The organism is Phytohabitans maris (genome assembly GCF_031085175.1).
GTDB lineage: Bacteria > Actinomycetota > Actinomycetes > Mycobacteriales > Micromonosporaceae > Phytohabitans > Phytohabitans maris.
In genome coordinates, this window is record NZ_JAVHUY010000060.1 from 18,530 (window position 1) to 44,663 (window position 26,134).

The following is a 26,134-nucleotide window of genomic DNA, read 5'->3' on the forward strand; positions in this document are numbered from 1 at the left end:
CGGTGGCCCAGGAGCAGATCCAAAGCCGATCTAGAACGTTTAGGGCTCTATATCCGCCATAAGCGTTCTAGATTCACAACCATCGAGAGCAGGCGCCGCCTGCGGGACGGATATGCCAACCGCAGAGGCGCATCGTGGAGGCCGCCGCGTTGCTGTCCAAAGGGCCAGAATGAGCGTGCGGACCACGACATCGTCTGAGACAAGGTGGCCGTGGACGCACAGAGCCTCTAGTCGCGGGCGAAGCGGGCGACCAGGAAGTCGGTGGTGCCGGCGCAGACGATGTACGTCCGGTTCCAGGAGCACGTGTCGGTCTTGACGTCCTTGAGCTGGCCCATCTCGATCACGTCCGTGGAGCCGACATGCAGGCCGGCGACGCTGTAGTCGTCGGCGTAGCTGGCGACCTCGTCGAAGAGGAGCAGGTTGCCGGCGTCGACCCGGCCGACCGCCCCGTCGCGCTTGAGGATCTCGTTGCCGTCCGGGTCGAAGATCCGGACGGGGTAGTCGCCGCTCGTGGCCTGTGCGACGACCTCCTCGCCGAAGTGGACGAGCACGCCGGCATCCGGCGCCGGTGCGCGCCAGAGCTGGCCACCCTTCTCCAGGTCGATCGCCACCACCTCGGTCGACTTGCTGTCTACGCCGGCCGAGTCGAGCAGGCACACCCGGGTCTCGCCGCACATCGCGAGGACGTCGAGCTGGCGGCTCTCCTCCGGCGCGGTGTAGAGGTTGACCGGCTCGCCCATGGTGTCGAGGTCGTAGGCGGAGAGCCGGTATCCGCCCTCGTCCGTGGCCACCAGCAGCCGCCCGTTGTATGCCACGGCGTCGTCGCTCGGGTCCGCCACGTTGGTGCGCTTGCTCAGCTCGCGGTTGTTGCTCGCGTCGATCACGGTGGCCGAGCGGTCCGCGCCGATCAACACGAACCGCTGGTCGTCGTCGGTCCGCGGGGCGAAGGGGCGGCCGCTCACGCTCGCCGGGCCGGAGACGTCCTCGACGGTCTGCACCGGGTACACGGCCGTGCCGGTCAGCCCCTGCTCCTTGCCCGGGCTCGGGCGGTCCCAGCGGACTCCGCCGGTCTTCAGGTCGAGCCCGAGCACGCGCTGGTTACCCGTGTCGACCAGCACCAGCACGTCCTTGAACGGGTACACGGCGTCGTTGGGCCCGATCAGCCGGTGCCACATCTGCTTTCCATTGGCCGGGTCGTGCACCGCCATGTCTCGCGTCTCGGTGCTCGAAATGCTGCTGCTCTGAAACGCGACCACCGCACCGGGCAGAGCGCTGATCCCGTCCCACCGATCGGAGACGCTCGTCGTCGGCACCCGCCACAGCTCCTTGGCCGTGGCAAGCTCGACGGCGACGATCGTCAGCGGCTGGCCGGTCTGCTCGTAGGCCAGGTAGCCCCGGTCGCCCACCACGTCGGTGTAGACGTAGTACGGCTGGCTGTCGGCGGAGGGGATCCGGTCCACCTCGGCCACCGGCTGAAAGTCGACCTCGTCGTTGCGCAGGAGCACCAGCGCCGCGGCGGCGACCACGCCGATGAGCGCGACCGCGGCGGCGGCCACCCACAGGACCGGTCGCCGGTAGAGCGGCCGCCGCGGCGGAGACGGTGGGGCCGGGGAGACCGACATCCCTGGTACGGCGGAGACGGGCGACCCGGAAGGCGACACCGGCACCGACGACACCGGCAGCCCGGGCCCGCTGGTCGGCGTCGCGGTCATCTCCCGCGCGGCGGTGGCGCTGGAGACCGCCGGGACGCTCGCGACCGCCCGGGCCCTCGGTGCCGACAGCTCGGCGAGGGCGCCCTCGGCAACCGGCAGTTCGGGCTGCTCCAGGACGGTCGGCGCGATGCCGAGGTCGGCGTGGAGCATGCGGGCCACCAGCGGTACCCGCGACGAGCCGCCGACGAGGAAGAGGCCGGCGAGCTGGCTCGGGGTGAGGCCGCAGGCCCCGATCACCGAGGCCGCCTCGTAGACGCCGCGCCGCAGCAGCGGGGTGACCAGCCGTTCCAGCTCCTCGCGGGTGAGGTGGACGGCCTGGTCGATGCCGGGCACCGGCACGGGCGCCGCGGAGGTGCGGGAGAGCATCTCCTTCGCCCCGCGTACGTCGTCCCAGAACTGCCGGCGGCTGCGCCACTGGCCGGCGGTGGCCGGGTGGGCGAGCGCCTGCCACGCCTGCGGGTGGGTCGGGGCGAGCACCCGGCCGAGGTGGTCGACGAGCGCAGCGTCGAGGTCCAGCCCGCCGAGCTCGGCCACGCCGCCCGAGCCGATGACGGCGAAGCCGGTCCCCTCGTTGCGGACGACCGCGATGTCGAGCGTGCCGCCGCCGAAGTCGAAGACCGCGAGCGAGGCACCCACCGGTACGGGCCGGCGCAGCACCTCGGCGAAGTAGCGCGCGGCGGCGACCGGCTCGGCCAGCAGCTTGGTGCCCGGGTCGCCGACCGGCGGCCAGCCGGCCCGGGCTATCGCCGCGGCGAGCACCTCGCGCCGGCGCGAGCCCCAGGCGGCCGGGTGGGTCACCACGGCCGGCGGGAGGAAGCCGACCGCCTCGACCGCGGTCCGGGCGACCGCGCCGAGCACGGCGGCGAGCAGGTCGACCGTGGGCACCTCGCGCCCGCCGAGCAGCACGCTGGGCTCGTCGACCCGGCGCTTGGGGTTGGGCTCGAATCGGGACGGGTCGCCCTGGGCCAGCCGCTGGGCGTCCCGGCCGACGTGCAGCCCGGCGTCGTCGAGGAAGACGGCGGACGGCGTGATCGGCTGGCCGTCGAAGAGGAGGGGCCGGGTGCGGCCGTCGGGCCAGCGCAGGACGGCGACGGTGTTGGACGTGCCGACGTCGACGCCGAGCGCGTAACCGCCGTCCGGGCCTGCCATCTCTGCCGCTCCTCACGGGGGTGAGGGGATCCCCGGCCAAGCATGTTACGGGGGCCGTGCAGCCTCCCCGCGCCTGCTGGGCCCGGGCCGGCATCAGCGCGACCTGCGGCGGCGACCTTGGCGGCCGTGTGGGACGGCCTCAGCCCGAGGTGCGGCGGTGGCCTCAGCCAGCCGTGCGGCGGCGGGTGATCTCGGCGAGGGTCACGGCGGCCGCGACGCTCGCGTTGAGCGACTCGACCGAGGAGGCCATCGGGATGCGGACCCGCAGGTCACAGGTCTCGCCGACGAGCCGGGACAGGCCGCGCCCCTCGGAGCCGACCACGACCACCACGGGGCCGGCGGCGACCTCCAGGTCGTACACGTCGGTCTCGCCGCCGGCGTCGAGGCCGACCACGACGAAGCCGGCCTGCTGGCAGGCCTTGACCGCCCGGGTCATGTTGGTCACCTGCGACACCGGCAGGCGCGCGGCGGCGCCCGCGCTGGTGCGCCACGCCGTCGCGGTCATGCCGGCGGCCCGCCGCTCGGGCAGAAACACGCCCTGCGCGCCGAACGCCGCCGCCGACCGGATGACCGCGCCGAGGTTGCGCGGGTCGGTCACCCCGTCGAGCGCGACCAGCAGCGGGGCCGCGGCCTCCGCGGAGGCGGCCAGCAGATCCTCGAACGGCTCGTACGAATACGGCGGGACCTGCAGCCCCACGCCCTGGTGCAGCACGCCACCGGTCATCCGGTCGAGCTCGGCGCGGCTGATCTCCAGGATCGGGATGCCCCGGTCGGCGGCGGTGCGGACCAGCTCGTTGACCCGGTCGTCGATGTCGATGCCGAGCGCCACGTAGAGCGCGGTGGCCGGCACGTCCGTGCGCAGCGCCTCGACCACGGGGTTGCGCCCGACGAGCAACTCCGGTGCGCCCTTGGCCGGTGTCGACTTGCGCCCCGGCGCGACCTTCGGACCGCCGCGACCGGTGGGAGCGGCGGCGCTCCGCTTGGTCGGCTTGACCCCCTTGGTGCCCCGACCCCACGTCGTGTCCTTGGTACCCGGTACGCCGATCTTGGGGGCGCGCCCCTCCTCGGCGGCCGCGCGGCGCTCCTTGTCCTGCTTCCAGGCGGTGCGCTGGGGCAGCTTTTCCGTCCCCGAGTACGCCTTGTGCCACGGCCGCTCGTCGGCCGGGAGCGTGCGCCCCTTGCCGGCGAGCCCGGCCCGGTTCTTTCCGCCGGAGCCGCCGCTCGCGCCTTTCTTCGACGTGACCCGCCGGCCCCGCCGCTGTGAGTTACCGGCCATCGTCCACCGTCCATCGAGGCCCGGCGGGAGTGTCCTCCACGATGATCCCGGCCTGCTTGAGCTGGTCACGCACCGCGTCGGCGGCGGTCCAGTCCTTGCGCGCCCGGGCCTGGGCCCGCTGGTCGAGGGCGAGCGCGACAAGGGAGTCGACCACCTCCTTGAGGTGACCGCTGCCGCCACCGCCCCAGGCCGGGTCGAGCGGGTCGATGCCGAGCACGTCGAGCATCCCCCGGACGCTCGACAGCGCGGCGCGGATCGCCGGCTCGTCGCTCGTGTCGAGCGCGGTGTTGCCGTCGTGGACCACCTCGCGCAGGCTCGCCAGCGCCGCGGAGGTATTGAGATCGTCGTCCATCGCGGCCGTGAACGCGGTGGGCAACTCACCGGCGGGCACCGGGCCGACCCGGTCGACGGCCCGCTGGACGAAGCCCTCGATACGCCGGAAGGCGACCGCCTTTTCCCGCAGGCTCTCGTCGGTGTAGTCGATCCGGGAACGGTAGTGCGCCTCGAGCATGTAGTAGCGCAGCTCGATCGGGCGGATGCCCATCGCGACCACGTGGTCGAGGTCGATGACGTTTCCCAGCGACTTGCTCATCTTGGCCTCGCCGAGGTTGAGCAGCGCGTGGTGCACCCAGTAGCGGGCGAACGGCAGGCCGGCCGCGCGGGACTGGGCGATCTCGTTTTCGTGGTGCGGAAACGTCAGGTCGAGCCCGCCGCCGTGGATGTCGAACTCGGGGCCGAGGTAGCGCCAGCACATCGCGGAGCACTCGATGTGCCAGCCGGGGCGGCCGCGACCCCACGGCGAGGGCCAGGTGGCGTCGGCCGGCTCGCCCGCCTTCTGCCCCTTCCAGAGCGCGAAGTCGTTGGGGCTGCGCTTGGCCCGCTCCGGTCCGTCGTCGGGGTGCTGCATCGCGTCGGGGTGCTGGCCGGAGAGCGCGCCGTACGCCGGGTAGGAGCGGACGTCGAAGTAGACGTCGCCGGAGCCGTCGCCCGCCACGTACGCATGGCCGGTGTCGATCAGCTTTTGGATCAGCTCCTGCATCTCGGGGACGTGCCCGGTGGCGCGCGGCTCGTAAGTCGGCGGGAGCACGTTGAGCGAGCGGTAGGCGGCGCCGAGGACGACCTCGTTCGCGTACGCGATGGACCAGAACGGCCGACCGTACTCGATCGACTTGGCGAGCACCTTGTCGTCGACGTCGGTGATGTTGCGAATGAAGGTCACCTCGTTGCCGGCGCGCAGCAGCCACCGGCGTAGCACGTCGTAGTTGACGCCGGAACGAAGGTGGCCGATGTGTGGCTCGGACTGCACGGTGAGGCCACACAGGTAGATCCCCACCCGGCCGGCCTCACGCGGGACGAAGTCCCGCACCGATCTGGTGGCGGTGTCATACAGGCGTAGCGTCACCGTACAAGGGTACCGGTCGCGCGAATCCCGTACTCGTAGGCTCGGGGCGTGAGCGAGCGCAGCGAAGACGGCCGTGAGTGACGGTGGGCGCGGGCCGGAGACCGCGCAGACCCTCGACCGCGGGCTCCGGCTGCTCTTCCTCGTCGCCGACGCGCCCGGCGGGATGACCGTGACCGAGGCGGCGACCCGGCTCGGCGTGGGCCGCGCGGTCGTGTACCGGCTGGTCGGCGCGCTGGTCGAGCACGGCATGGTCCGCCGCGACGGGCGCGGGCGGCTGCGGCTCGGCGCCGGCCTGCTGCACCTGGCCAACAGGGCCCAGCCGCTGCTGGCCGACGCCGCGCGGCCACCGCTGCGCCGGCTCGCGGAGTCCGTGGGAGCGACCGCCCACATGACGATCGCGGAGGGCGGCGAGGCGGTCGCGCTGGCGGTCGTGGAGCCGAGCTGGACCGCGTTCCACGTCGCGTACCGGACCGGGTCCCGGCACCCGCTCGACCGGGGCGCGGCCGGCCGGGCCATCCTCGCCGGGCGGCAGGGCGACGCGAGCGTGGTCACGACCTCCGGGGAGCTGCAGCCGGGCGCGTACGGGGTGGCGGTGCCGGTGCTGGGGCTGGAAGGGCTGGAGGCGAGCGTCGGGGTGGTCGCGCTGGGCCCGCTCGACCCCGAGGTGGTGGGGCCGCAGGTGGTCAGCGCCGCGGCGGCGGTGGCTCAGGCACTCGGCTGAGGCGGCGCATGATACCGGCCTTCGCGAGGGCCGTGGAGTTGTCCACAGGCCACTGTGGATCAACGGGCCGCCGTTGTCCACAGGGGGTACTGATCAGGCGTACGGATCGCGACGCTTTTGCGCATGGCACTTACATCCCAGCGGCCGTCACCGTTGCAGTGGCAGGTGTTTCGGGGCAGTGACGCGGTCCGGCGCGACCTCGTCTCCACCAACCAGTTGCGGAGCACCGCCTGGGTGCGGGTGCGCCACGACGTCTACGCCGACTCCCGGATCCGGCTCGACCACACCCTCGCGTGCCGTGCGACCGCGCTGCGATTGCCGGTGACCGCGGTCTTCGCCGGCCCCTCCGCCGCGTTCCTGCACGGTGTGGAGCACGCCGCCAGCTACAACGACGACGTCCACGTCATCCTCCCGCCCGACCTGCGCCTCCGTTCCCAGCACGGGCTGCGGATCCACGGCATCGACATCGACGCCGACGAGATGGAGGCACGCGACGGGCTGCGCCGCACCACCCCCGCTCGTACGGCGTGGGATGTGGCCTGCTGGCTCGAGCTGACCCAGGCCGTGTCGATCATCGACCGGCTGCTGCGGCGTGGCCAGGTCGCCCGGGCCGACCTCGGCGAGGTGGTCGAGCGCCACGCCAACCATCTCACCCGGAGCCGGGCGCTGCGGGTCTTCGACCTGACCGACCCGCGGTCCCGGTCCGCCGCCGAGTCCAGCCTGCGCATCAGGATCGTCACCGCCGGCCTCCCCCGCCCGGTCGCCCGCCACCCGATCGAGCTGGCCACCGGCCGGGTGCTCCACCCGGAGCTGGTGTGGCCGGAGCTCCAGGTGGCCGTCGAGATCGAGGGCCCGTGCGCCGGTGGCCGGTCCCGCTGCCTCGACGACGTCGACCCCGAGCTGATGCAGCGCTACAGCCGCGGGCAGCTGACCGCGGCCGGCTGGACCGTGCTGCCGGTGACGCTGCGGCAGATGCGCCACGGCTTCACCGACTTCGTCACCGCGCTGCGCGTTGCCCTTCTGGATCGGGGGTGGCAGCCGTGACCCGGCCGGCGGCCAGTCCGGCGAGCAGCTCGGGCAGCTCGGCGAGAGAGCGCACCTCGCCATCGGGTGCCGGACCGGGCGGGCGCGGCGCCCCGGCGCGGTTGAGCCACACCGCCCGCAGGCCGGCGGCCCGCGCCGCCCGCACGTCGTGCTCCCACGAGTCACCCACGTGCACCACCGCCGCCGGCACGCAGCCCGCCGCCTCGACCACCGCCGCGAAAAACTCGGCCGCCGGCTTCTTGGGCAGGCCTCCCTCGTGTGCGTAGACCTCAAAGGCAAATTCGCCGGTCAGGCCGCACCGGTCGGCGCGGCTGTTGCCGTTGGTGGCCATCCCGACCGTGTAGAGCGCCCGGAGCGCGGCCAGCGCCGGCAGCACGTCGGCAAAGGGGCGGCTCAGCGCAAATCGCCGGGCGAAGAAGATCTCGCTGACGCGGTCCAGCTCCGCCTCCAGCCCCACCCGGACGAGCGACCGGGCGAGCGCGGCCCGCCGGATGTCCGGTGTCGGCGCCGCGCGCATGGCGGCAAAGACCGGCGGCCAGTCCTCGGCGAGGTCGGCCACCGTCAGCGCCTCCGCCGCCGGGCTCAGCCGCCGCATCTCGGCCAGGACCGTCGCCAGGGCTCCGGTCACCGCGGGCGAGAGATCGACGACCGTTTCGTCCGCGTCGAAGACGACGGTGGTGATCGGGGGCGCCGTCGCCGGGTGGTTCATGGGCGGGTCATCCGGAGCACGTCGAGTGCCTGCTCCAGCTGCTCCTCGGTGATCCGGCCGGCTTCCACGTGACCCCGGTCGCGCACCACCGCCCGGATCGACTGTCCGGAGGCGAGCGCCTGCTTGGCGATCGAGGCGGACTCCTCGTAGCCGAGGAAGCGGTTGAGCGGGGTGACGATCGATGGCGACGACTCGGCATACTCGCGGTTGATCTCGACGTTGGCCACGAGCCCGGTGACGCAGCGGTCGGCGAGGAGGCGACTCGCGCCGGCCAGCAGCCGGATCGACTCCAGCAGGTTGCGGGCCATCACCGGGAGCATGACGTTGAGCTCGAAGTCGCCCTGCGAGCCGGCGAAGGCGACGGTGGCGTCGTTGCCGAGGATCTGCGCGCACACCTGGCGCACCGACTCGCAGACCACCGGGTTGACCTTGCCCGGCATGATCGACGAGCCGGGCTGGAGGTCGGGGATCTGCAGCTCGCGCAGGCCGGCCCGGGGGCCCGAGCCCATCCACCGGATGTCGTTCGCGATCTTGTAGAGCCCGACGGCGATCGTCCGCAGCTGGCCGGAGGCCTCCACGAGCGCGTCCCGTGCGCCCTGCGCCTCGAAGTGGTTGCGCGCCTCGGTGAGCGGGAGCCCGGTGATCTCGCGCAGCCTCGCGATGACCTCGGGGGCAAAGCCGGGTGGGGTGTTGACGCCGGTGCCGACCGCGGTGCCGCCGAGGGGCAGCTCGGCGAGGCGGGGCAGGCTCGCCTCCAGGCGCTCGATGCCGTACTGGACCTGCGCGGCGTACCCGGAAAACTCCTGGCCGAGAGTGATCGGGGTGGCGTCCATCAGGTGCGTGCGGCCGGCCTTCACCACGCTGGCAAACTCGTCGACCTTCGCCTCCAGCGCAAAGCCGAGATGCCGCAGCGCGGGCAGCAGGTCGTGCACCACCGCGTCGGTCGCGGCCAGGTGGATCGAGGAGGGAAAGACGTCGTTGCTCGACTGCGAGGCGTTCACGTCGTCGTTGGGATGCACCGGCCGGTCCAGCTCGCGGCCGGCGAGGGTGGCGAGCACCTCGTTGGCGTTCATGTTCGACGAGGTGCCGGAGCCGGTCTGGAAGACGTCCACCGGAAACTGGTCGTCGTACCCACCGTCGGCGACGTGTGCGGCGGCCGTCGCGATCGCCTCGCCCACGTCCGCCGGCAGCACGCCGAGCTGCACGTTCACCTGTGCGGCCGCGCCCTTGATCTGCGCGAGGGCCTTGATGTGGGCCGGTTCGAGGCCGCGGCCGGAGATCGGGAAGTTTTCCACGGCCCGCTGGGTCTGGGCCCGCCAGAGGGCGTCGGCCGGCACCTGGACCTCGCCCATCGTGTCTCGTTCTACGCGCCAAGCCTGGTCTGTCACACACCCATCCTGACCCAATGATCGTCCGTGCGCCGCATCTCAAGCAGTCGCGCTCGCCACCCCGCGCGGGTGCGGACCCCGTCAGCGGCGGATGGCGGCGGCCTGCTCGGCGTCCAGGTCGGCCAGGTGGCGGGCGACCGCGGCCGCCTCGGGGATGCCCATGTCGCGGCCGATGGCCAGGCAGCGCTCCCAGTGGCGGCGGGCCTGGGACGGGTCGGCGTGGCGCAGGCCGGTGGCCAGTCCGTCGAGGGCGCGGGCCTCCTCGTACCGGTGCTTGATCCGCCGGGCGATCGCCAGCGCCTGCGTGTGCTGCTCGCCCGCCTCGACGGAGCGGCCAGCGGCGGCGAGCGCGACGCCCAGGTCGTTGCGGACCAGCGCCTCGCCCCGTCGGTCGCCGATCTCCCGCATGATCCTCAGCGCTTCCCGGTGATAGCGCTCGGCCGTGGCCCCGTCGCCGCAGAGCCGGTACGCCACGCCCAGGTCGTTGAGCACCTCCCCCTCGCCGTACCGGTTGCCGGTGCGCCGCTTGAGGTGCAGGGCGCTGCGCAGCAGGCGGATCGCCACCGGGAGCTGGCCGAGCCGTAGCCGCACCTGGGCGAGGTGGCCGAGCGCCACACCCATCTGGAAGTCCAGCCCGTGCTCGGCGGCGAGCAGCAGGTGCCGGCGGTGCATGCTCAGCGCCTCGTCGTACCGGCCGAGCAGCATGTACGCCATGCCCAGGTCGGCCAGGGCGGAGGAGATGCCCCGTTCGTTGGCCAGCCGGCGCCAGGTCGCGAGCGCCTGCTTCGAGCACTCGACGCCCTCCGAGAGCCGGCCGAGCTGGATCATCACCACGCCGAGGTTGCCGCGGCAGACGGCGGCGTCACGCTCGTGGCCGAGCCGCTCGCGCAGCTTCAGGGCCGCCTCCACGTGCTCGATCGCGTCGAGGTACTCGCCCGCCCGGAAGTACACGGAAGCCAGGTAGTTGTGCATCGTCGCCACCGCGGCGTCGTCGCCGGAGCGCTGCGCCGCCGCCAGGCCGTCGAGCTGGGTGGCGAGCAGGTCGTCGCCGTAGTACCGGATGAAGAGGAAGCGCCACATGGCGCGGGCGAGCTTCCACGCGTACTCGTGGTGGCCCGTCTCGGCCGCGCACCGCACGAGCCCCGGCAGGTTGAGCCGCTGCTCCTCCAGCCAGGCCGAGCCGCCGTCGCCGAACGGCACCACCAGATCGGGGCGCATCGGCCGGCGCAGGTCGAGCGAGCCGTGCAGCAGCCCCCGCTCCAGCTCGGCGGTGGCCCCCGCCACGGCGTGCAGGGCCCAGTCGAGCACCCGCCCGACCGCGGCCTGCCGGGCGGCCTCCGGCTCGGTGGCGCCGACCAGCTCCCGGGCGTACTCGCGCATGAGGTCGTGCAGCCGAAACCGTCCCGCCCGCGGCTCCTCCACCAGGTGCCGGTCGACCAGCTCGTCGAGCTGGTCCTGCGCCTCGACGAGCGGCAGGTCGGCGATCGCTGCCGCGCCGAGCGCGTCGAACCACACCCCGGGGTAGAGGCCGAGCAGCCGAAACATCCGCTGGGCCGGCTCGGGCAGCTGCCGGTACGACAGCGCGAACGCGCTCGCCACCGTACGGTCCTCGGCCGCCAGCTCGGGCAGCACCGGGCGCTCCCGGCGCAGCCGCGCGGCCAGGTCCGCCACCCGCCAGCTGCGCCGGTGGGCCAGCCGGGCGCCGGCGAGGCGGATGGCCAGCGGCAGGTACCCGCAGCGCCGTACCACCTCGACGGCGGCTGCCGGCTCGGCGGAGATCCGCTCCGGGCCGGCCACCCGGGCGAGCAGCTCGACGGCCTCCGGCTCGGCAAACACCGGCAGTGGCTCCGGGTGTACGCCGTCCAGCCCCACGAGCCGGCGCCGGCTGGTCACCAGCGCCAGGCAGCCCGGGGCGGCGGGGAGCAGCGGGCCGACCTGCGCTGTGCTGGCCGCGTTGTCGAGGACCACGAGCACCCGGCGCGCGGCCAGCTCGGTGCGCCACAGCGCGACCCGCTCGTCCGGCGCGGGCGGGATCCGCTCGCTCGGCACGCCGAGCTGCCGCAGCAGCGTGACCAGTGCGGCGGTCGGCTCCAGCGGCCGTTGCTCGCTGTGCCCGTGCAGGTCGACGAAGAGCTGCGCGTCCGGATAGCGGCCGGAGAGCAGCGTCGCCACGTGTACGGCCAGTGTCGTCTTGCCACTCCCGGCCATGCCGTCGATCAGCTGGATCACCGGCCCGCTCGGGTCGGCCCGCTCGACCGCCTCGACCAGCCGGGCCACCACCTCGTTGCGCCCGGTGAAGTCGGCGGCGGTGCGGGGCAGGCAGCGCGCGGGCGGGTGCGGCCGGCGCTCCTCGGTGGCCGCCGCCACGTCGCCGACCAGGATCCGCTGCTGCATCTCGCGCAGCGCCGGACCGGGCTCGATGCCCAGGTCCTCGGCGAGGACCGCGCGGGCCTCCCGGTAGACGGCCAGCGCGTCGGCCTGCCGACCGGCCCGGTAGAGCGCAAGCATGAGCTGGGCCCGCAGGCGCTCCCGCAGCGGGTACAGCTCGACCAGGTCGGTCAGCTCGCCGAGCAGCTCGCGCTCCCGGCCCAGCCGGAGCTCGACCTCGACGCACTCCTCGATCGCGACGGCCTGCTGCTCGTCCAGGGCCGCGGCACCCCGCTGCACGGCCCGGCTGGCGATACCGGAGAGCGCCGGCCCGCGCCACAGCGCCAGCGCTGCCCGGTACGCGTCCCGCGCCTCCTCCAGCCGCTCGCCGTCGGCCGCCGCCCGGGCCTCCGCGGTCAGCTGGCCGAAGACGGTCGCGTCCAGGTCGTCCGGCGCGATCCGGGCGGAGTACCCGGCGGGGTCGGTGACGATCACCTCGTCGCCGACCGTCGCGGCGAGCGACCGGCGCAGGCGGGAGACGCAGGTCTGCAACTGGCCCCGGGCGGTATTGGGCGGGGCACCGTCCCACATCGCGTCGACCAGGCGGTCGACCGGCATCACCCGGCCGGCGTTGAGCAGGAGCATGGCGAGGACCACCCGGTCCCGCCCGGCGGTGACCGTGGCGTCCTCGGTGCCGCCCACCCGCAGCGGCCCCAGGATCCCGAACCGCATACCCGCTCCCGGTAGATCGGCCTTCATGAAATCTATCGCTGTTTCACACCAGTGAAAGCGACGTCCCACACTAGAGAGCCTTCGGAGCCGAGCACGCGGCCGAGCACGTCAGAGGGCTTTAGACATATTTTGCCCCGGTCCGCGCCGGCTGCGGATCGCATGCGCGGGGTCCCCGGGAAGCGTGGAGCGACTTCTTGGGGTGCTTTCCCGCGGGCACCGCTGCGCCCGGCGGCTCGCGTGCGCTCGCCGAACCTCCGGCCTCCGCTGCCGGGTCCGCGCGGGTCCGCGATAGCGAAACGGCAGCGGAACGAGAGCCCGACGGTTCAGGATGGACGCGCGGGAACCAGGTCACTGGTCCATGCCAGCTCATAACGGGGGGTCGTCTTTCCGCACAACGGAAAGGCGGCTATGTGAGCGCGGCGCCGCCACGCGGCTGGTCAGGGATTTGCTGGGCGCACCCGACAAACTCCCTGGTCAGCCGCGCGCGACCGGCCTGGCCTGGGCGGCCTCAGCGCCGTCCGACGGTCAGCACGGGCTTGGTCACCTCGGCGAAGAAGTCGTTGCCCTTGTCGTCCACGACGATGAAGGCGGGGAAGTCTTCGACCTCGATCTTCCAGACGGCTTCCATGCCGAGCTCGGGGTACTCGATCACCTCGACCCGCTTGATGCAGTCCTGGGCCAGGCGCGCCGCCGGTCCGCCGATCGAGCCGAGATAGAAGCCACCGTGCTGGTGGCACGACTCGGTGACCCCGCGCGAGCGGTTGCCCTTGGCGAGCATCACGTGCGAGCCCCCCGCGGCCTGAAACTTCGCCACGTACGCGTCCATCCGCCCCGCGGTGGTGGGGCCGAACGATCCGGAGGCGTACCCCTCGGGCGTCTTCGCCGGACCGGCGTAGTAGACCGCGTGGTCGCGCAGGTACGCCGGCATCGGCTCGCCCGCGTCGAGCCGCTCGGCGATCTTGGCGTGCGCGAGGTCACGCGCCACCACCAGCGGGCCGCTCAGCGACAGCCGGGTCTTCACCGGGTACTTGGCGAGGTCGGCCCGGATCTCGTCCATCGGCCGGCTGAGGTCGATGCGCACCACGTCCTCGGCCTCCAGGTGCGCGTCGGTCACGTCCGGGAGGAAGCGAGCCGGGTCGGTCTCCAGCCGCTCCAGCCACACGCCGGACGGGGTGACCTTGGCCAGCGCCTGGCGGTCGGCCGAGCAGGAGACCGCGATCGCGACCGGGCAGGAGGCACCGTGCCGGGGCAGCCGGACCACCCGCACGTCGTGGCAGAAGTACCGCCCGCCGAACTGCGCGCCAATCCCGAACTGCCGGGTCAGCTCCAGGATCTCGGCCTCCATTTCGAGGTCGCGGAAGCCGTGCGCCCGCATCGAGCCCTCGGTGGGCAGGCCGTCCAGGTACTTCGCCGAGGCGAGCTTCGCGGTCTTGAGCGTGTACTCCGCGGAGGTGCCGCCGATCACGACCGCCAGGTGGTACGGCGGGCAGGCGGCGGTGCCGATCAGCCGCAGCTTCTCGTCCAGGAAGCGCATCATCCGCTCGGGGTTCAGCAGCGCCGTCGTCTCCTGGTACAGGTACGACTTGTTGGCCGAGCCACCGCCCTTGGCCATGAAGAGGAACTTGTACGCGTCGGGCTGCCCGCCCGGGTCCTCGGCGTAGATCTCGATCTGCGCGGGCAGGTTGGAGCCGGTGTTGCGCTCCTCCCACATGGTCAGCGGCGCGAGCTGCGAGTAGCGCAGGTTGAGCCGGGTGTACGCCTCGTACACACCGCGCGCGATCGCCTCCTCGTCGGTGCCGTCGGTCAGCACGTGCCGGCCCCGCTTGCCCATCACGATCGCGGTGCCGGTGTCCTGGCACATCGGCAGCACGCCACCGGCCGCGATGTTGGCGTTGCGGAGCAGGTCGAGGGCCACGTAGCGGTCGTTGGGCGAGGCCGCCGGGTCGTCGATGATCGACCGGAGCTGGGTCAGGTGGGCCGGGCGCAGGAAGTGCGCGATGTCGTGCATGGCCTCGGCGGTGAGCTGGGTCAGCACCGCCGGCTCGACGGTCAGGAAGCGCCGGCCGCCCGGGCCGTTGACCACGTCGACGCCCTCGTCGCTGACCAGCCGGTACTCGGTCTGGTCGGCGCCGGTGGGCAGCAGCGGGGAGAAGGAGAAAGCGGCGGCGGCACTCATACCAGTCCTCGCTTCGCCGCGCGCGGGCAGGAGGCTCCACACACGCTGAGTTCGATGATTCGCTCGCACCGCTCGCTCATGAGCGGCAAGCCTAAGCCAGCGCCGGCACCGCCTCCCACCCGCCAGGCACCACTGCCGGTCCGGTCACTTGACCTGGCCGCAGTTGGGTTCCTTCGGCCCGTCGCAGAGCGAGGTGTCGGCGGGTGCCGGAGTCGCGCCCGGCGAGGCGGGTGGGGCCGTCCCGGTGAACGGGACGAAGCCGATCTCGCGCTGCTCGCCGATGATCATGCCGGTCGGGCCGACGGCGAGAACCTTCGCCGACGAACGCAGGTCGGCCAGCGTCCGCCCGGTGGCCGGCGAGAGCGCCACGATGCGGTCCGGGTCTTCGGGCGCGACGATCACCGCGAACCGGGCGATCGCCACCCCGGCCTTCGGGTCCTGGGTCGGGTAGCTCCACCGCGCCCGCTTCGCCCCGAGCTCATACGAGGTGACCGCTTTGCCGCCGGACGGGCGCACGAGCGCGTACTGGTCGTCGACGGCGAGCAGCTTTTCCCCGTGGCCGCCCAGCCACAGCACCCGCCCGTCGTACGCGTCGAGCACCGCCTCCCGCCCGTCCGCGGTCACGCCGACGATCACGTTCTGCCCGCCGGCCGGGTCCTCCCGCTGCGCGCACCCGGCGCCCTCGGCGGTACGCAGGTTGACCGCCTCGTGCCGCCACACCTCCCGCTGGAGCGCCGGGTCGGTGGCGATGACCGTGAAGTAGCAGGTGCCGTCTCCGGAGCGGGCCTGTACCCGGATCACCCGGCCGCCGACCACCACGTGCCGGTCGTGGCGGTCCGGCTCGAAGTCCTGCACCACGCGGCCGGCCGCGGTGTCCACGACGCGCACCTTGCCGTCGACCGGAAAGCCCAGCAGCGAGGGCATCAGCACCGGACCGCCGGCGCCGCCCTCGACCCGGCGGGTGCTGAGCGCCTTGGCGTCGAGCAGGTCCGGGTTGTCGGCGAAGAGCACGAACCCGACGCCCGGTAGATCCACCGTCCACATCGGAGCGTCGCCGCGCGGCTCCCAGGCCGAGAGCTGGCAGTCCTTGGCGTCGTCGCAGTGCACGTCGAGCAGCGCATTGCGGTACGTCCACACCGCCACCGCCCGCTTGTCGGTCCGCCGCACCGAGCCGCTGATCGGGTCGAGCACCTCGTACCCCTTGGTCAGCAGCTCGCCCACCACGACCACGGAGTCGAGCCCCTCGCCGGCGACCGCCGCCCAGTCCTTGTCCTTCTCCCACAGCTGGGCGCCGGTGCTGACGCCGCGCGCCTCGACCGACGTACGGTGCTCGACCACGACCGCGTTGCCGGCGAAGGTGACGCTCTGCGGGCCGCTGCCGAGCCGCTGCTGCCAGCTGACGTTCGGCGAGGAGAGGGGCTGGCTGGCGCTGACCCACTCCCAGATGCCCGGAAAGGGGTTCCAGGTATTGGTACTAACCAGGATGACCAGCACAATCAGGGCCGCGACCACCCAACCCGTCCTACCGCTGGCCGTCCCGTTAGCCACGTCGCCACGGTAGCGACACGCGGGATCTTCGCCCGCGAGCGCGATCCGTCCGTGTCGATGTGATTTGAGGTGATCTTCCCGTACATGACTGCGGTGATAAGGCGTCGCGGAAACCTGTAACACTGTCCGCGTGACGCAACCCACCCCCTCATCCGCGCCACAGCAGGCGGGCTGGCAGCTGCCGCCGCCACCCTGGGCCGCCCCGGCGCTGCGGCCACCACCACCGCCGCCCGCGATGAGCCCGGCCGGACAGCCGCTGGCGACCTTCACCGACCGCCTCTTGGCGTACCTGATCGACTACGGGGTGCTCCTCTGCGTCGCGCTCGTGCTCGCGGTGCCCGCGTTTGTGATCTTCTTCCTCGCCGTCGGGCCCGACCTGTTCGAGGTGCGGCCCGACGGCACCCCGGTCGAGCCGAGCTTCGTGGAGTTCTTCGTCCCGCTGCTGCTGATCGAGATCGGCCTGTTCGCGGTGCTGCTCGTGGTTTCGTACGTCTACTACGTGGAGATCCTGTTTCGCAGCGGGCAGACACTCGGCAAGCGCGTGATGAAGATCAAGATCGTCGCCCTCGCCCCGGACACGGCGCTGACCCGCCGCTCGGCCGCCAAGCGCTGGCTGGTCGCCCACGTCGCGACGAACTTCGTGCCGGGCTTTCTCTACCTCGACGGACTGTGGCAACTGTGGGACAAGCCGCACCAGCAGTGCCTCCACGACAAGTTCGCCGCCACCGTGGTCGTTAAGGTTCCTGCGTGAGTGTCGCACCTGGCTGGTACAAGGATCCGGCTGAACCGAGCACCCAGCGCTACTGGGACGGTGAGGGCTGGATAGGGGATTCGCTGCCCGCCGACGCAACCCCGCCGCCGGGCCCGCCCGCGGTGACCGCGCCGGCCCCACCCCCACCTCCGCCGGAGGCGGCACCCACGACGCCGGCGGCGCCCCCGGCGTCCCAGTCGCCGGCCGGCCCGGCCGCGCCCGCCCCGCCACCGCCGCAGCGAAACGGCGCGTTTACGCCGGGCGGTGCGCCGGGAAACCAGCCCTGGCCGCCGATGGCGCCGCCACCACCGGGCACCCAGCTTCCGCCGGGCTACCCCTACCCGCCGTACGCGTACCGGCCGCCGGTGCCGCCGCCCCGCCCGCACGGCCTGCGGATCGCCTCGCTCGGCCCCCGGGTCGTCGCCCGGCTGATCGACGTCGGCATGGTGCTGCTGCTCAACGCCGTGGTCAACGGATGGTTCATCTTCCGGCTGTACCAGGAGTACGAGCCGCTGATCCAGGAGTGGAACCGCCGGCTGGAGGCGCGCGAGCCGGTGCTGCAAAACCTGCCCCAGCCCGGCGGTCAGGCGGACGCGCTCCAAGTCGTGATCTTTATCATCGGCGTCGCCCTCTGGTTCGCGTACGAGGTGCCCAGCACGGCCAACAGCGGCCAGACGCTGGGCAAGCGCATCATGCGGATCAGGGTGATGCCGATGGAGAGTCCGAAGCAGCTCGGCTTCGGCCGCTCGCTGCGCCGCTGGAACCTCATGGGCCTGCCCACGTTCCTCTGGTCGTGCTTCTGCATCGGCTTCATCCTGCAGCTTGTCGACTGCATCTTCCCGTTCTTCGACCGGCCGCTGTACCAGGCACTGCACGACAAGTCCGCGCAGACCGTCGTGGTCGAGGTGCCGCAGACCGCGACCGCGGATGCCCCCGGAGGTACCCAATGACCAAGTTGACCCGCGCCGACCTCGAGGCACTGCCCAGCTACGTGCCCGGCCGCAATCCCGCCGACCTCGCCCGCGAGCTGGGCCTGCCCGAGGCGATCAAGCTGGCCAGCAACGAGGTGCCGTACGGACCGCTGCCGGGCGTGGTCGAGGCGATCGCCGAGGCGGCCAGCGGCGTGCACCGCTACCCGGACATGGGCGTGGTCGCGCTCCGCGAGGCGCTCGCCGAGCGGTACGAGGTGGCCGCCGAGCGGATCGCCACCGGCTGCGGCTCGGTCGCCCTCTGCGAGCACCTCGCCCGGGCCACCTGCCTGCCCGGCGACGAGATCCTCTACTCGTGGCGCTCGTTCGAGGCGTACCCGATCGTCGCGGCCACGACCGGCGCGACCAGCGTGCGCGTTCCCAACAACGCCGGCCACGGCCACGACCTGCCGGCGATGGCGGCCGCGGTCACCGACCGCACCCGGATGGTCCTGGTTTGCAACCCCAACAACCCGACGGGTACCTCGATCCGCCGCGCCGACCTCGACCGCTTCCTCGACGCCGTGCCGGACGACGTGCTGGTGGTGCTCGACGAGGCCTACCGCGAGTTCGTGACCGACCCGGACGTGCCGGACGGGCTCCAGGTGTACGGCGACCGCCCCAACGTCGCGATCCTGCGCACGCTCTCCAAGGCGTGGGGCCTCGCCGGCCTCCGGGTCGGTTTCCTGGTCGCGCAGCCCGAGGTGGCCGCCGCAGTGCGCAAGGTGGTGACCCCGTTCTCCACCAGCGCGGTGGCCCAGGCGGCAGCGCTCGCGGCGCTGCGGCAGCAGGACGAGGTGCTGCGCCGCTGCGCGCTCGTGGTCGCGGAGCGGGACCGGCTCGGTGAGGCCGTACGCAAGCTCGGCGTCGACGTCCCGGACAGCCAGGCCAACTTCATCTGGCTGCCGCTCGGCGACCGGTCGACCGAGTTCGGCGCGGCCTGCGAGTCGCGCGGCGTGATCGTGCGCCCCTTCCCCGGTGACGGGGTCCGGGTCACGGTCGGCACTCCGGCGGAAAACGACGCCTTCCTCGTCGCGGCCGAAGCCGCGCTCTGACGCCCAACGCTCAGCGCTCGGCCGGGATGTACGGCTCGCGCCACATCGGCCAGAAGGGTGCGCCGTCCGGCACGGCGAACATCTCGCCGGTGCGGTAGCCGTGCCGCGAGTACAGGTCGCGGCTGGGCGAGCTGCTCGCCTCCAGGTAGGCCCCGATGCCGGCGGCGTCCAAGCGGGCGTGGTGGTGGCGCAGGAGCACCGAGCCGACGCCTTCGCCCCGGCGCTCGGGGTGCACCGCCAGGTACGTCAAATGGTGGTGCGGGCGCCGCGGGTGGTGGGCGGCGATGAGCCGGTCGACGGTGCGAAACCGGTCGGCCCAGTGGCCGCACGCTTTTATCAACCGTTCGTCGTAGTCAGGTGGTGACGGAAGCCGCCGATCGTGCGGCAGCCACACCGCCGCCCCCAGTCGGTCGCCGGTCACGTGCACGTATCCGTAGCGCATCGCGTGCTCGACGTGGATGCGGATGTGGCCGTGCAGCACGGCCCACCGCTCGTGGCGCCGCGGCACCAGCCAGACCGAGACAGCCAGATGCTGGAAGGAGTCTGTGATCAGGTCGATGATGGCGTCCACGTCGGCGTGGTCGGCTCGCACGATCGACAGATGCCTCAACGGCGTTCTCCCCCGATTTGGGCTTAATTGTTGAGAACAGAACGCAGTGACTCGCGCACCAGGCGTGAACCAGTTGACATATGCCAATTCACCCGGTAGCCACACCAGAATGCACCTGACACACATGCAACGCAACTCCCGTTTTGATTCGCGGACGACCTTGGTGGCGCGCCGTGGATAGAGGTGCGAAACTCGCTGCCGTGTCCGGAAGCCCCACAGTTCGCCGCCGCCGTATCGCCCGCGAGCTCCGCCACCTGCGCGAGCAGGCGGGGATGAACCTCGAACAGGCGGCGCGCCAGCTCGATATGTCCAAGAGCAACTTGTCTCGTATTGAAAATGCGCAAATCGGGATAAAACCCCGCGACGTACGCGCCGCACTCGCGCTCTACCAGGTGACCGGTAGCGACGCCGAGGCGCTGATCGACATCGCCCGCGGCGCCCAGCAGCGCGGCTGGTGGCAGAACTACAGCGACGTGCTGCCGGTCTGGTTCGAGTTCTACGTCGGGCTGGAGGCCGAGGCGGCCGCCGTTTGGACTTACGAGGCCGAAACGATGCCCGGGCTGATGCAGACCGAGGACTACGCGCGGGCGGTTTACCGGCTCACCGCGGGCGAGGACGACCTCGACCGCAAGGTGGCGGCCCGGATCCGCCGCCAAGAGGTGCTGCACCGGGAAAATCCCGTCGAGTTGTCAGCGGTACTCAACGAAGCGGTTCTCTTGCGCTCGGTTGGCGGGCCAGAGGTGATGAGCCGCCAACTCGACCATCTGGCGGATCTGTCGGAGCTACCTAACGTGACTGTTCAGGTACTACCGTTTTCCGTTGGTGGCCATCCGGCAATGACAACACCCTACGTGATCATAAGCTTTCCCGACGCAGCGGACGAGCCGGTGGTCTATCTGGAGAATTTGACAAACGGTCAAGCCTTGGAAGAGCAGGATCACGTGCGCGGGTATACACTCGTCCACGAGAGGCTGCGCAAAATGGCGCTCGCTCCCGACGAATCGACCGCCTGGATACGCAAGGCTTCTCGCAACCGTCCGTAATCAATCTAGGGACAAGGGGTGCGGAATGGCCGCCCTGGACCTGACCCGTGCAGCGTGGTTCAAGAGCACGCGCAGTAGCGGGAACGGCAACTGCGTTGAGGTCGCCATCCTCGACCGCGGAGTCGCGGTGCGCGACACGAAAGACCGGAGCGGAGCAGTGCTGCTCTTCACGCCGGCCGAGTGGGACAGCTTCGTCGTCGGCGCGAAGAACGGTGAGTTCGATCTTCACAGCTGACGATTGAACGAGGCGACCGCAACGGCTCTCCACCGAACCTTTTTCAACCTCCCGCTTCAGGCCCGTCTCGACACGAGGTGAGGGGTCGGGACGCAGGCCCAACGAGTTACGGGTTGAAAGAGGTTCGATCCTTAGGGGGCCGTAGTTTGCTTTTCGGGGGCACCTTACCGGGTGCCCCCGTTTGCTTGCTGTCGGTAAGGCCTCCTACGTGCGCGCGAGGATTACCGGCAGCGCACCAAAATACTCATCAGCCTCATCGGCATCAGCGTTCTCCGGCTCGACGAGCCGCTCGACCGCGACAAACCCGTCGCCGGCCCGAACCAACCCCGGTCGCCAGTCGATGCCTTCCCTTGCGTACGCCAGCAAGAAGCGTGACTTCTCTCTTCCAGTAGTTGGATCGAGAGTGACGAGGTCGCAATTTTCAGTTAGCAAATGCACAGATCCGGACTGCGCGCCGAGCAGTTCCGAAGTGCCGTCTCCGCGCCAGCGCCACACTTCGGCACCGTCGCGGAGAGAGCGCGCCACGACATCGCCGCCGGCCTGGCTCACGCCGACCTCGCCGGCGAGCACCGCACCGGGCGGGTCGAGCGCCGGAGCGGCCGTCACCGGCGTCTTGCCGGCCGCGTCCGGCTCGCCCAGGAGCCAGCCGCGCGAGCCGGTGGCGTCGACGGTGCGCAGGGCCGTACAGGCGGACTGGGCCGGCGCGCAGCCGAGCGGCTCGACCTCCAGCGTCGCCCCGGCCGACGGCGGCGCCCAGCGGCCCTGGGGCTGCCCGGTCGCCACGTCGTAGAACTCGACGGCCGGAGTCCCGCCGCAGGCGTCGGTGGTGACGAAGCGGCCGCCGGCGGTGGTGAACCCGCCCTCGCGGCAGTCGGGCATCGGGGCGTGCCACAGCTCCCGCCCGGTCGCGATGTCGAGGGCGCGAAGCTGGGCGGCGTCGCGCACGAGCACGGTGCCGCCGGACGTGTAGAGCCCCTCCGGCTCGTACACGGTCTCGGCACCGGTGCTGCCACCCTCGTACCCGGCCTCCTCGGGCGGCTTGCCGGCGGCCCGCCAGGTGACCTTGCCGGTGCGGGCGTCGAGCGCCACGACGTCGCCGTCCGACCAGCGCCCGACGACCGTGGTGCCGGCCGCCACGACGCCGAGGAGCTCCTGCGGCCACCGCCGGTACGACCAGTACGGGGTGCGCTGCGTCCGGGCGTCGACCGGCCCGTCGGCGCGCACCTGACGGGTGGCGGCGTAGATGCGCAGCCGGCCGTCGACGATGAGCGGTGCGGCGGGCAGCGAACCGATCACGCCGGGCTGGGCGGCCGGGGCGGCGGGGTACGCCGTCGTGGCGACCGTGACGGTCTCCGCCGGGGCCAGCACCCGGTAGGCGATCACACTGCCGACGGCGATCAAACCCGATACGGCCACGGTGACCGCGCCCACCCGGAGCCAGGTCGAAGGTCGGATGCCCACGCCGGGCAGGTTACCTAACCTAAGCGGCCGCGGGCCGAACGGCGGCGGTCGCCAGATCGGTCAGATCCTGCCGCAGCGCGCCCTCGACCGTGCGCGCGGCGAGGCCGCCGAAGACGAGCACGAGCAGGCGACCGCCCGGAGCGGAGGGCGCGCCCTCCTGCACCACCGTCACCGCGGTGCCGCCACGGTGGCGGCCGACCTCGACGGGCGTCAGCGTGTACGTCATCCGGTAGTCGGCGCCGATGCCGGGCGAGGCGACCACGAAGCGGGTCGGCGCATCGCACCGCTGCACGGTGAACTCCTCGGTCACCTGGACGCCGCCGGGCATCGTGCGGGTCTCCCGCCACACCGTGCCGGCGCCGAAGAGGCCCGGGGTCATCACCTCGATCGCGTCCACTGTGGAGAGCCAGGTGGCGCGGGCCGGCAGGTCGGTGAAGACCCGCCACACGCGCGACATCGGAGCATCGACCAATCGCGTAACCGCCACCGTGGACATAGCGCCTCCCCCGGCGAATAACGGTACGCCCGTCACCCCCTGTATCCCAGCCAATTACCCGACAAACACAGGTCAGGAGAAGCCGCCGTCGACCAGGCCCAGCCGGATCAGGTCGGTCAGCGGCTCGACGACGCTGCACGAGCCGAAGCCGATCCAGAGTGGACGAGGCCGCTCCCGCAGCGCGCGGGCCGGCTCGATCAGCGGCACCGGGTCGGTCGCGGCGAGCAGCTCGGCCACGTCGGCCACCTCGGCGCCGTCGGCGGCCGCTGCGGTGCCGACCAGCACGTTGAGAAACCCGTGGTGCACGAACCCGGTCTCCGGGTCGGTGTGCCGGATCGCGTTGTGCAGCCCGGCGGTGAGCTTGAACGGCAGCTTCCGGTCGCGGCAGGCGCAGATCACCGCGGCCAGCTCGACGGGCGTGGGGAAGAGCTCGGCGGCCAGCCCACCGGTGCGAAACTTGGCGGCCACCGCGACACCGGCGGTACGCGCCTCGGCGACCGCGTCCAGGGCGGCCAGGAGGCCCCAGGTGAGCGGGATCTCCGCGTACCCGGTGAGGGAAGGCCGATCGGCCAGGACCGCGAGCAGCCGGCGGAGACCGGGCTCGGGATCCTCGCCGCGCTTGGCGACCGCGACCTCGACCTGAGCGATCTCCAGGCGCGGGTCGGCGGCGTCGAGTGAAGCCGGCAGGGCGTCGACCCCGCCGTCACCGATCAGACCGGCCTCGATCCGCTCGCCGGGCGCCAGCAGGCGGCCCACGTCGGACAGCGCCGACGAGGGCAGCAGGAGGGCACCGACGAGTTCGGCGTACCACGCCGCGCGGTGCTCGCGATGCCCGATGATCGCCTCAGGCAGCGGCGCGCTCCCCGGTGGGAACACGGCGGCGTCATCCACGAGGCGAGTGAAGAGCGCCGGAATCAGTCCGGTTGACACGAACAGAGAACCTAATGGACGCTACAAGGAGCGGACAACACCGTCCGATAACCGGACGCTATCGGCCGGTGAACAGGACATAACGGAGGGTAGGACATGCCCTACTACCGGAGCGTGGGGGAGGTCCCGCGCAAACGACACACGCAGTTTCGGCAGCCGGACGGCAGCCTGTACGCCGAGGAGCTGATGGGCCAGGAGGGCTTCTCCGCCGACTCGTCCCTGCTGTACCACCGCCACCTGCCCACGGCCATCGTGGCGGCGCAGGAGTACGACCCGCCGGCCTGGACGCGTGCCGCCAACCGCCCGCTCAAGCCCCGCCACCTGCGCACGCACAAGCTCGACGCGGGCGGGGCCGACGCCGTGCTCGGGCGGCAGCCGCTGCTGGCCAACGACGACGTGCGCGTCTCGTACGTGGTCGCCGACCGCCCCTCGCCGCTCTACCGCAACGCGATCGGCGACGAGTGCCTGTACGTGGAGTCGGGCACCGCCCGGGTGGAGTCGACGTTCGGGACGCTCGAGGTGGCCAGCGGCGACTACGTGCTGATCCCGACCTCGGTGATCTACCGCGTCGTGCCCACCAGCGACCTGCTGCGCCTGCTCACGATCGAGGCGACCGGCCACATCGGACCCCCCAAGCGCTACCTCTCGGTGCGCGGCCAGTTCCTGGAGCACTCGCCGTACTGTGAGCGGGACGTGCGCGGCCCCGACGCCCCGCTGCTGGTGGAAGGCTCCGACGTCGAGGTATACGTCCAGCACCGGCGCGGCTGGACCCGCTACGTGTACGCCCACCACCCGTTCGACGTCGCCGGCTGGGACGGTCACCTGTACCCGTGGGCGTTTTCGATCCACGACTTCGAGCCGATCACCGGCCGGGTGCACCAGCCGCCGCCGGTGCACCAGACGTTCCAGGGGCCAAACTTCGTGATCTGCTCGTTCGTGCCGCGAAAGGTCGACTACCACCCGCTCGCGATCCCGGTGCCGTACAACCACCACAACGTCGACTCGGACGAGATGCTCTTCTACACCGGCGGCAACTACGAGGCGCGGCGCGGCTCCGGCATCGAGCAGGGGTCGATCTCACTGCACCCGGCCGGCTTCACGCACGGGCCGCAGCCGGGCGCGGTGGAGCGGGCGATCGGGGTCGACTACTTCGACGAGCTGGCGGTGATGGTCGACACGTTCCGGCCGCTCGATCTCTGCGAGCCGGCACTGTCCTGTGAGGACACCGGGTACGCCTGGACGTGGGCGGGACGCAGCACGGGCTAGCTCGGCCTCCTCACCACAGGGCGTCCTCGCCCCGGGCTTTCTCACCCCGGCTTTTCTCACCCCGGGCTTTCTCACCCCAGGCGGGTGAGGAGGGTGAGGCCGGTCACGGCGGAGACGATCGCGAGCACGAGCGGCCAGGGCGTGCCGACCAACGCGTACAGCATGACGAGGCAGGGGCCGGCCGCCACCGCGAGCGTGGCCAGCCGTCCCGGGCGGCCGCCGAACCGGTCTGGGCGCGGCAGCCGGCCGATCAGCACGCCGAGCGCGAGCAGGCCGACGCCGCCGAGCACGCCGGCCAGCAGCCGCGAGCTCGCACCGCCGGCCGCCGCCACGAACGCGACCAGGATCGCGGTGACCAGGCTCTGCGTGGCGCCGAAGAGCACCACCGGCCGGACGCGCTCCACGGGGCGCTTGGCGGCCGGCTCCGGCGCGGGCTGAAACGTGGGCATCGGCTGGAAGACGGCGGCTTCGGAGACCCGCTCCAGCGCCCGCGCGTACCGCCGGCGGTCCAGCCGCACGATGCCTGGCTCGTCGGCCGCACCGGAGAGCGTGGGGTCGAGCTGCAGCGCCTCGTGGTAGGCCCGCTCGGCCAGCTCGAAGCGCCCCAGGCGGCCGGCCACCAGCGCGAGCACGAGGTGGGTCAGCGGGTCGCGGGGCGCGAGCTGGGCCGCGCGCCAGGCGGCGTCGATGGCGGTCTGGCCGTTGCGCGAGTCGGCCAGGACGGCGGCGGCGCTGCGCTGCGCGTACGGATCGGCGGGGCCGAGCCGGAGGATCTCCTCGGCCACGGCGGCGGCCTCCGCGAACCGGCGCAGGTCGGTCAGGGCCATCGCGCGGCTGACCAGGGCCGGCAGGTCACCCGGGGCGGCGGCGACGGCTGCCTCGGCGGCCAGTAGTGCCTCGGCGGGATGCTCGGCGGCCAGGTGCACGCTGGCCAGCGTCGCGAACGCCGCCGAGTGGTGCGGATCGAGAGCGAGGGCCTCCGCCAGCTCCCCGGCCGCCTCGTCGTAGCGGCCCAGATCGGCCAGGAGTGCGGCGCGCTGCACGTAGCTGTCGGGTGTGGCGTCCCGGTCCGATGGCGCATCGCTGGGCACGAGG

The 26,134-nt window shown here is 72.2% G+C and carries 21 protein-coding genes; 8 read left to right on the top strand and 13 right to left on the bottom strand.

Annotated features, from left to right (window positions below):
* Positions 1-227: 227 nt before the first annotated feature.
* From RB614_RS39770 to cysS, 3 genes are all read right to left on the bottom strand, one after another.
* Entirely contained in the window at positions 228-2,861 is a 2,634-nt protein-coding gene (locus RB614_RS39770) for an Hsp70 family protein (RefSeq protein ID WP_308717896.1), read from the bottom strand.
* 163 nt (positions 2,862-3,024) lie between these two features.
* Positions 3,025-4,137, bottom strand: coding sequence for a 23S rRNA (guanosine(2251)-2'-O)-methyltransferase RlmB (gene rlmB / locus RB614_RS39775; RefSeq protein ID WP_308717897.1), 1,113 nt, complete (start codon positions 4,135-4,137; stop codon positions 3,025-3,027).
* On the bottom strand, positions 4,127-5,539 hold the full coding sequence (gene cysS, locus RB614_RS39780; protein WP_308717898.1) for a cysteine--tRNA ligase: 1,413 nt from the start codon (positions 5,537-5,539) through the stop codon (positions 4,127-4,129). Before cysS ends, rlmB begins: the two co-directional genes overlap by 11 nt.
* A 73-nt stretch (positions 5,540-5,612) precedes the next feature.
* On the opposite strand from cysS, the gene RB614_RS39785 reads away from it, so the two are divergent.
* Positions 5,613-6,260, top strand: a complete 648-nt coding sequence (locus RB614_RS39785; protein WP_308717899.1) for an IclR family transcriptional regulator — start codon at positions 5,613-5,615, stop codon at positions 6,258-6,260.
* 123 nt (positions 6,261-6,383) lie between these two features.
* Positions 6,384-7,304, top strand: coding sequence for a type IV toxin-antitoxin system AbiEi family antitoxin (locus tag RB614_RS39790; RefSeq protein WP_308717900.1), 921 nt, complete (start codon positions 6,384-6,386; stop codon positions 7,302-7,304).
* Here the strand turns inward: RB614_RS39790 and RB614_RS39795 are convergent.
* From RB614_RS39795 to RB614_RS39815, 5 genes are all read right to left on the bottom strand, one after another.
* Positions 7,258-8,013: an HAD family hydrolase gene (locus RB614_RS39795; RefSeq protein WP_308717901.1), complete on the bottom strand. Its 756-nt coding sequence runs from the start codon at positions 8,011-8,013 to the stop codon at positions 7,258-7,260. The genes RB614_RS39790 and RB614_RS39795 overlap by 47 nt on opposite strands.
* On the bottom strand, positions 8,010-9,365 hold the full coding sequence (locus tag RB614_RS39800; protein ID WP_308717902.1) for a class II fumarate hydratase: 1,356 nt from the start codon (positions 9,363-9,365) through the stop codon (positions 8,010-8,012). Before RB614_RS39800 ends, RB614_RS39795 begins: the two co-directional genes overlap by 4 nt.
* 117 nt (positions 9,366-9,482) lie before the next feature.
* Positions 9,483-12,500 (bottom strand): AfsR/SARP family transcriptional regulator, encoded by a 3,018-nt coding sequence (locus RB614_RS39805; RefSeq protein ID WP_308717903.1) that lies wholly within the window; start codon positions 12,498-12,500, stop codon positions 9,483-9,485.
* 508 nt (positions 12,501-13,008) lie between these two features.
* Entirely contained in the window at positions 13,009-14,676 is a 1,668-nt protein-coding gene (locus RB614_RS39810; protein WP_308717904.1) for a fumarate hydratase, read from the bottom strand.
* Between the two features lie 144 nt (positions 14,677-14,820).
* Entirely contained in the window at positions 14,821-16,224 is a 1,404-nt protein-coding gene (locus RB614_RS39815) for an outer membrane protein assembly factor BamB family protein (protein ID WP_308717905.1), read from the bottom strand.
* Between the two features lie 130 nt (positions 16,225-16,354).
* Between RB614_RS39815 and RB614_RS39820 the strand changes: the two genes are divergently transcribed.
* The 3 genes from RB614_RS39820 to hisC are packed head-to-tail and all read left to right on the top strand — an operon-like array spanning position 16,355 to position 18,998.
* Complete coding sequence (locus tag RB614_RS39820; protein ID WP_308717906.1) at positions 16,355-16,975, top strand: RDD family protein; 621 nt, start codon at positions 16,355-16,357, stop codon at positions 16,973-16,975.
* The gene (locus RB614_RS39825; RefSeq protein WP_308717907.1) at positions 16,972-17,925 is read left to right on the top strand and encodes an RDD family protein; all 954 of its coding nucleotides are present in this window, start codon (positions 16,972-16,974) and stop codon (positions 17,923-17,925) included. The genes RB614_RS39820 and RB614_RS39825 overlap by 4 nt, the downstream gene beginning before the upstream one ends.
* A complete protein-coding gene (hisC, locus tag RB614_RS39830; RefSeq protein ID WP_308717908.1) occupies positions 17,922-18,998 on the top strand; it encodes a histidinol-phosphate transaminase in 1,077 nt (358 codons plus the stop codon). The genes RB614_RS39825 and hisC overlap by 4 nt, the downstream gene beginning before the upstream one ends.
* A 10-nt stretch (positions 18,999-19,008) precedes the next feature.
* On the opposite strand, the gene RB614_RS39835 is transcribed toward hisC, so the two are convergent.
* Complete coding sequence (locus RB614_RS39835; protein WP_308717909.1) at positions 19,009-19,608, bottom strand: GNAT family N-acetyltransferase; 600 nt, start codon at positions 19,606-19,608, stop codon at positions 19,009-19,011.
* A gap of 200 nt (positions 19,609-19,808) precedes the next feature.
* On the opposite strand from RB614_RS39835, the gene RB614_RS39840 reads away from it, so the two are divergent.
* Together RB614_RS39840 and RB614_RS39845 are read left to right on the top strand one after the other, a co-directional pair.
* Entirely contained in the window at positions 19,809-20,651 is an 843-nt protein-coding gene (locus RB614_RS39840) for a helix-turn-helix domain-containing protein (RefSeq protein ID WP_308717910.1), read from the top strand.
* Positions 20,652-20,676: 25 nt separating this feature from the next.
* A complete protein-coding gene (locus RB614_RS39845) occupies positions 20,677-20,886 on the top strand; it encodes a DUF397 domain-containing protein (protein WP_308717911.1) in 210 nt (69 codons plus the stop codon).
* A gap of 204 nt (positions 20,887-21,090) precedes the next feature.
* Here the strand turns inward: RB614_RS39845 and RB614_RS39850 are convergent, their stop codons facing one another.
* The 3 genes from RB614_RS39850 to RB614_RS39860 all read right to left on the bottom strand — a co-directional run bounded on the left by RB614_RS39850 (position 21,091) and on the right by RB614_RS39860 (position 23,773).
* Positions 21,091-22,347, bottom strand: coding sequence for an outer membrane protein assembly factor BamB family protein (locus RB614_RS39850; protein WP_308717912.1), 1,257 nt, complete (start codon positions 22,345-22,347; stop codon positions 21,091-21,093).
* A gap of 19 nt (positions 22,348-22,366) precedes the next feature.
* Positions 22,367-22,843, bottom strand: coding sequence for an SRPBCC family protein (locus RB614_RS39855; protein ID WP_308717913.1), 477 nt, complete (start codon positions 22,841-22,843; stop codon positions 22,367-22,369).
* Between the two features lie 72 nt (positions 22,844-22,915).
* Positions 22,916-23,773, bottom strand: a complete 858-nt coding sequence (locus tag RB614_RS39860; protein WP_308717914.1) for a hypothetical protein — start codon at positions 23,771-23,773, stop codon at positions 22,916-22,918.
* Between the two features lie 96 nt (positions 23,774-23,869).
* On the opposite strand from RB614_RS39860, the gene RB614_RS39865 reads away from it, so the two are divergent.
* Positions 23,870-25,039 (top strand): homogentisate 1,2-dioxygenase, encoded by a 1,170-nt coding sequence (locus RB614_RS39865; RefSeq protein WP_308717915.1) that lies wholly within the window; start codon positions 23,870-23,872, stop codon positions 25,037-25,039.
* 71 nt (positions 25,040-25,110) lie between these two features.
* Here the strand turns inward: RB614_RS39865 and RB614_RS39870 are convergent, their stop codons facing one another.
* Complete coding sequence (locus RB614_RS39870) at positions 25,111-26,130, bottom strand: tetratricopeptide repeat protein (RefSeq protein WP_308717916.1); 1,020 nt, start codon at positions 26,128-26,130, stop codon at positions 25,111-25,113.
* Between the last annotated feature and the right edge of the window lie 4 nt (positions 26,131-26,134).

Coding starts and splice junctions, on each gene's coding strand:
- RB614_RS39795 (WP_308717901.1), bottom strand. CDS start 8,013: ATGAACCACCCGGCGACGGCGCCCCCGATCACCACCGTCGTCTTCGAC.
- RB614_RS39770 (WP_308717896.1), bottom strand. CDS start 2,861: ATGGCAGGCCCGGACGGCGGTTACGCGCTCGGCGTCGACGTCGGCACG.
- RB614_RS39810 (WP_308717904.1), bottom strand. CDS start 14,676: ATGAGTGCCGCCGCCGCTTTCTCCTTCTCCCCGCTGCTGCCCACCGGC.
- RB614_RS39800 (WP_308717902.1), bottom strand. CDS start 9,365: ATGGGCGAGGTCCAGGTGCCGGCCGACGCCCTCTGGCGGGCCCAGACC.
- RB614_RS39805 (WP_308717903.1), bottom strand. CDS start 12,500: ATGCGGTTCGGGATCCTGGGGCCGCTGCGGGTGGGCGGCACCGAGGAC.
- RB614_RS39845 (WP_308717911.1), top strand. CDS start 20,677: ATGGCCGCCCTGGACCTGACCCGTGCAGCGTGGTTCAAGAGCACGCGC.
- RB614_RS39865 (WP_308717915.1), top strand. CDS start 23,870: ATGCCCTACTACCGGAGCGTGGGGGAGGTCCCGCGCAAACGACACACG.
- rlmB (WP_308717897.1), bottom strand. CDS start 4,137: ATGGCCGGTAACTCACAGCGGCGGGGCCGGCGGGTCACGTCGAAGAAA.
- hisC (WP_308717908.1), top strand. CDS start 17,922: ATGACCAAGTTGACCCGCGCCGACCTCGAGGCACTGCCCAGCTACGTG.
- RB614_RS39790 (WP_308717900.1), top strand. CDS start 6,384: ATGGCACTTACATCCCAGCGGCCGTCACCGTTGCAGTGGCAGGTGTTT.
- RB614_RS39855 (WP_308717913.1), bottom strand. CDS start 22,843: ATGTCCACGGTGGCGGTTACGCGATTGGTCGATGCTCCGATGTCGCGC.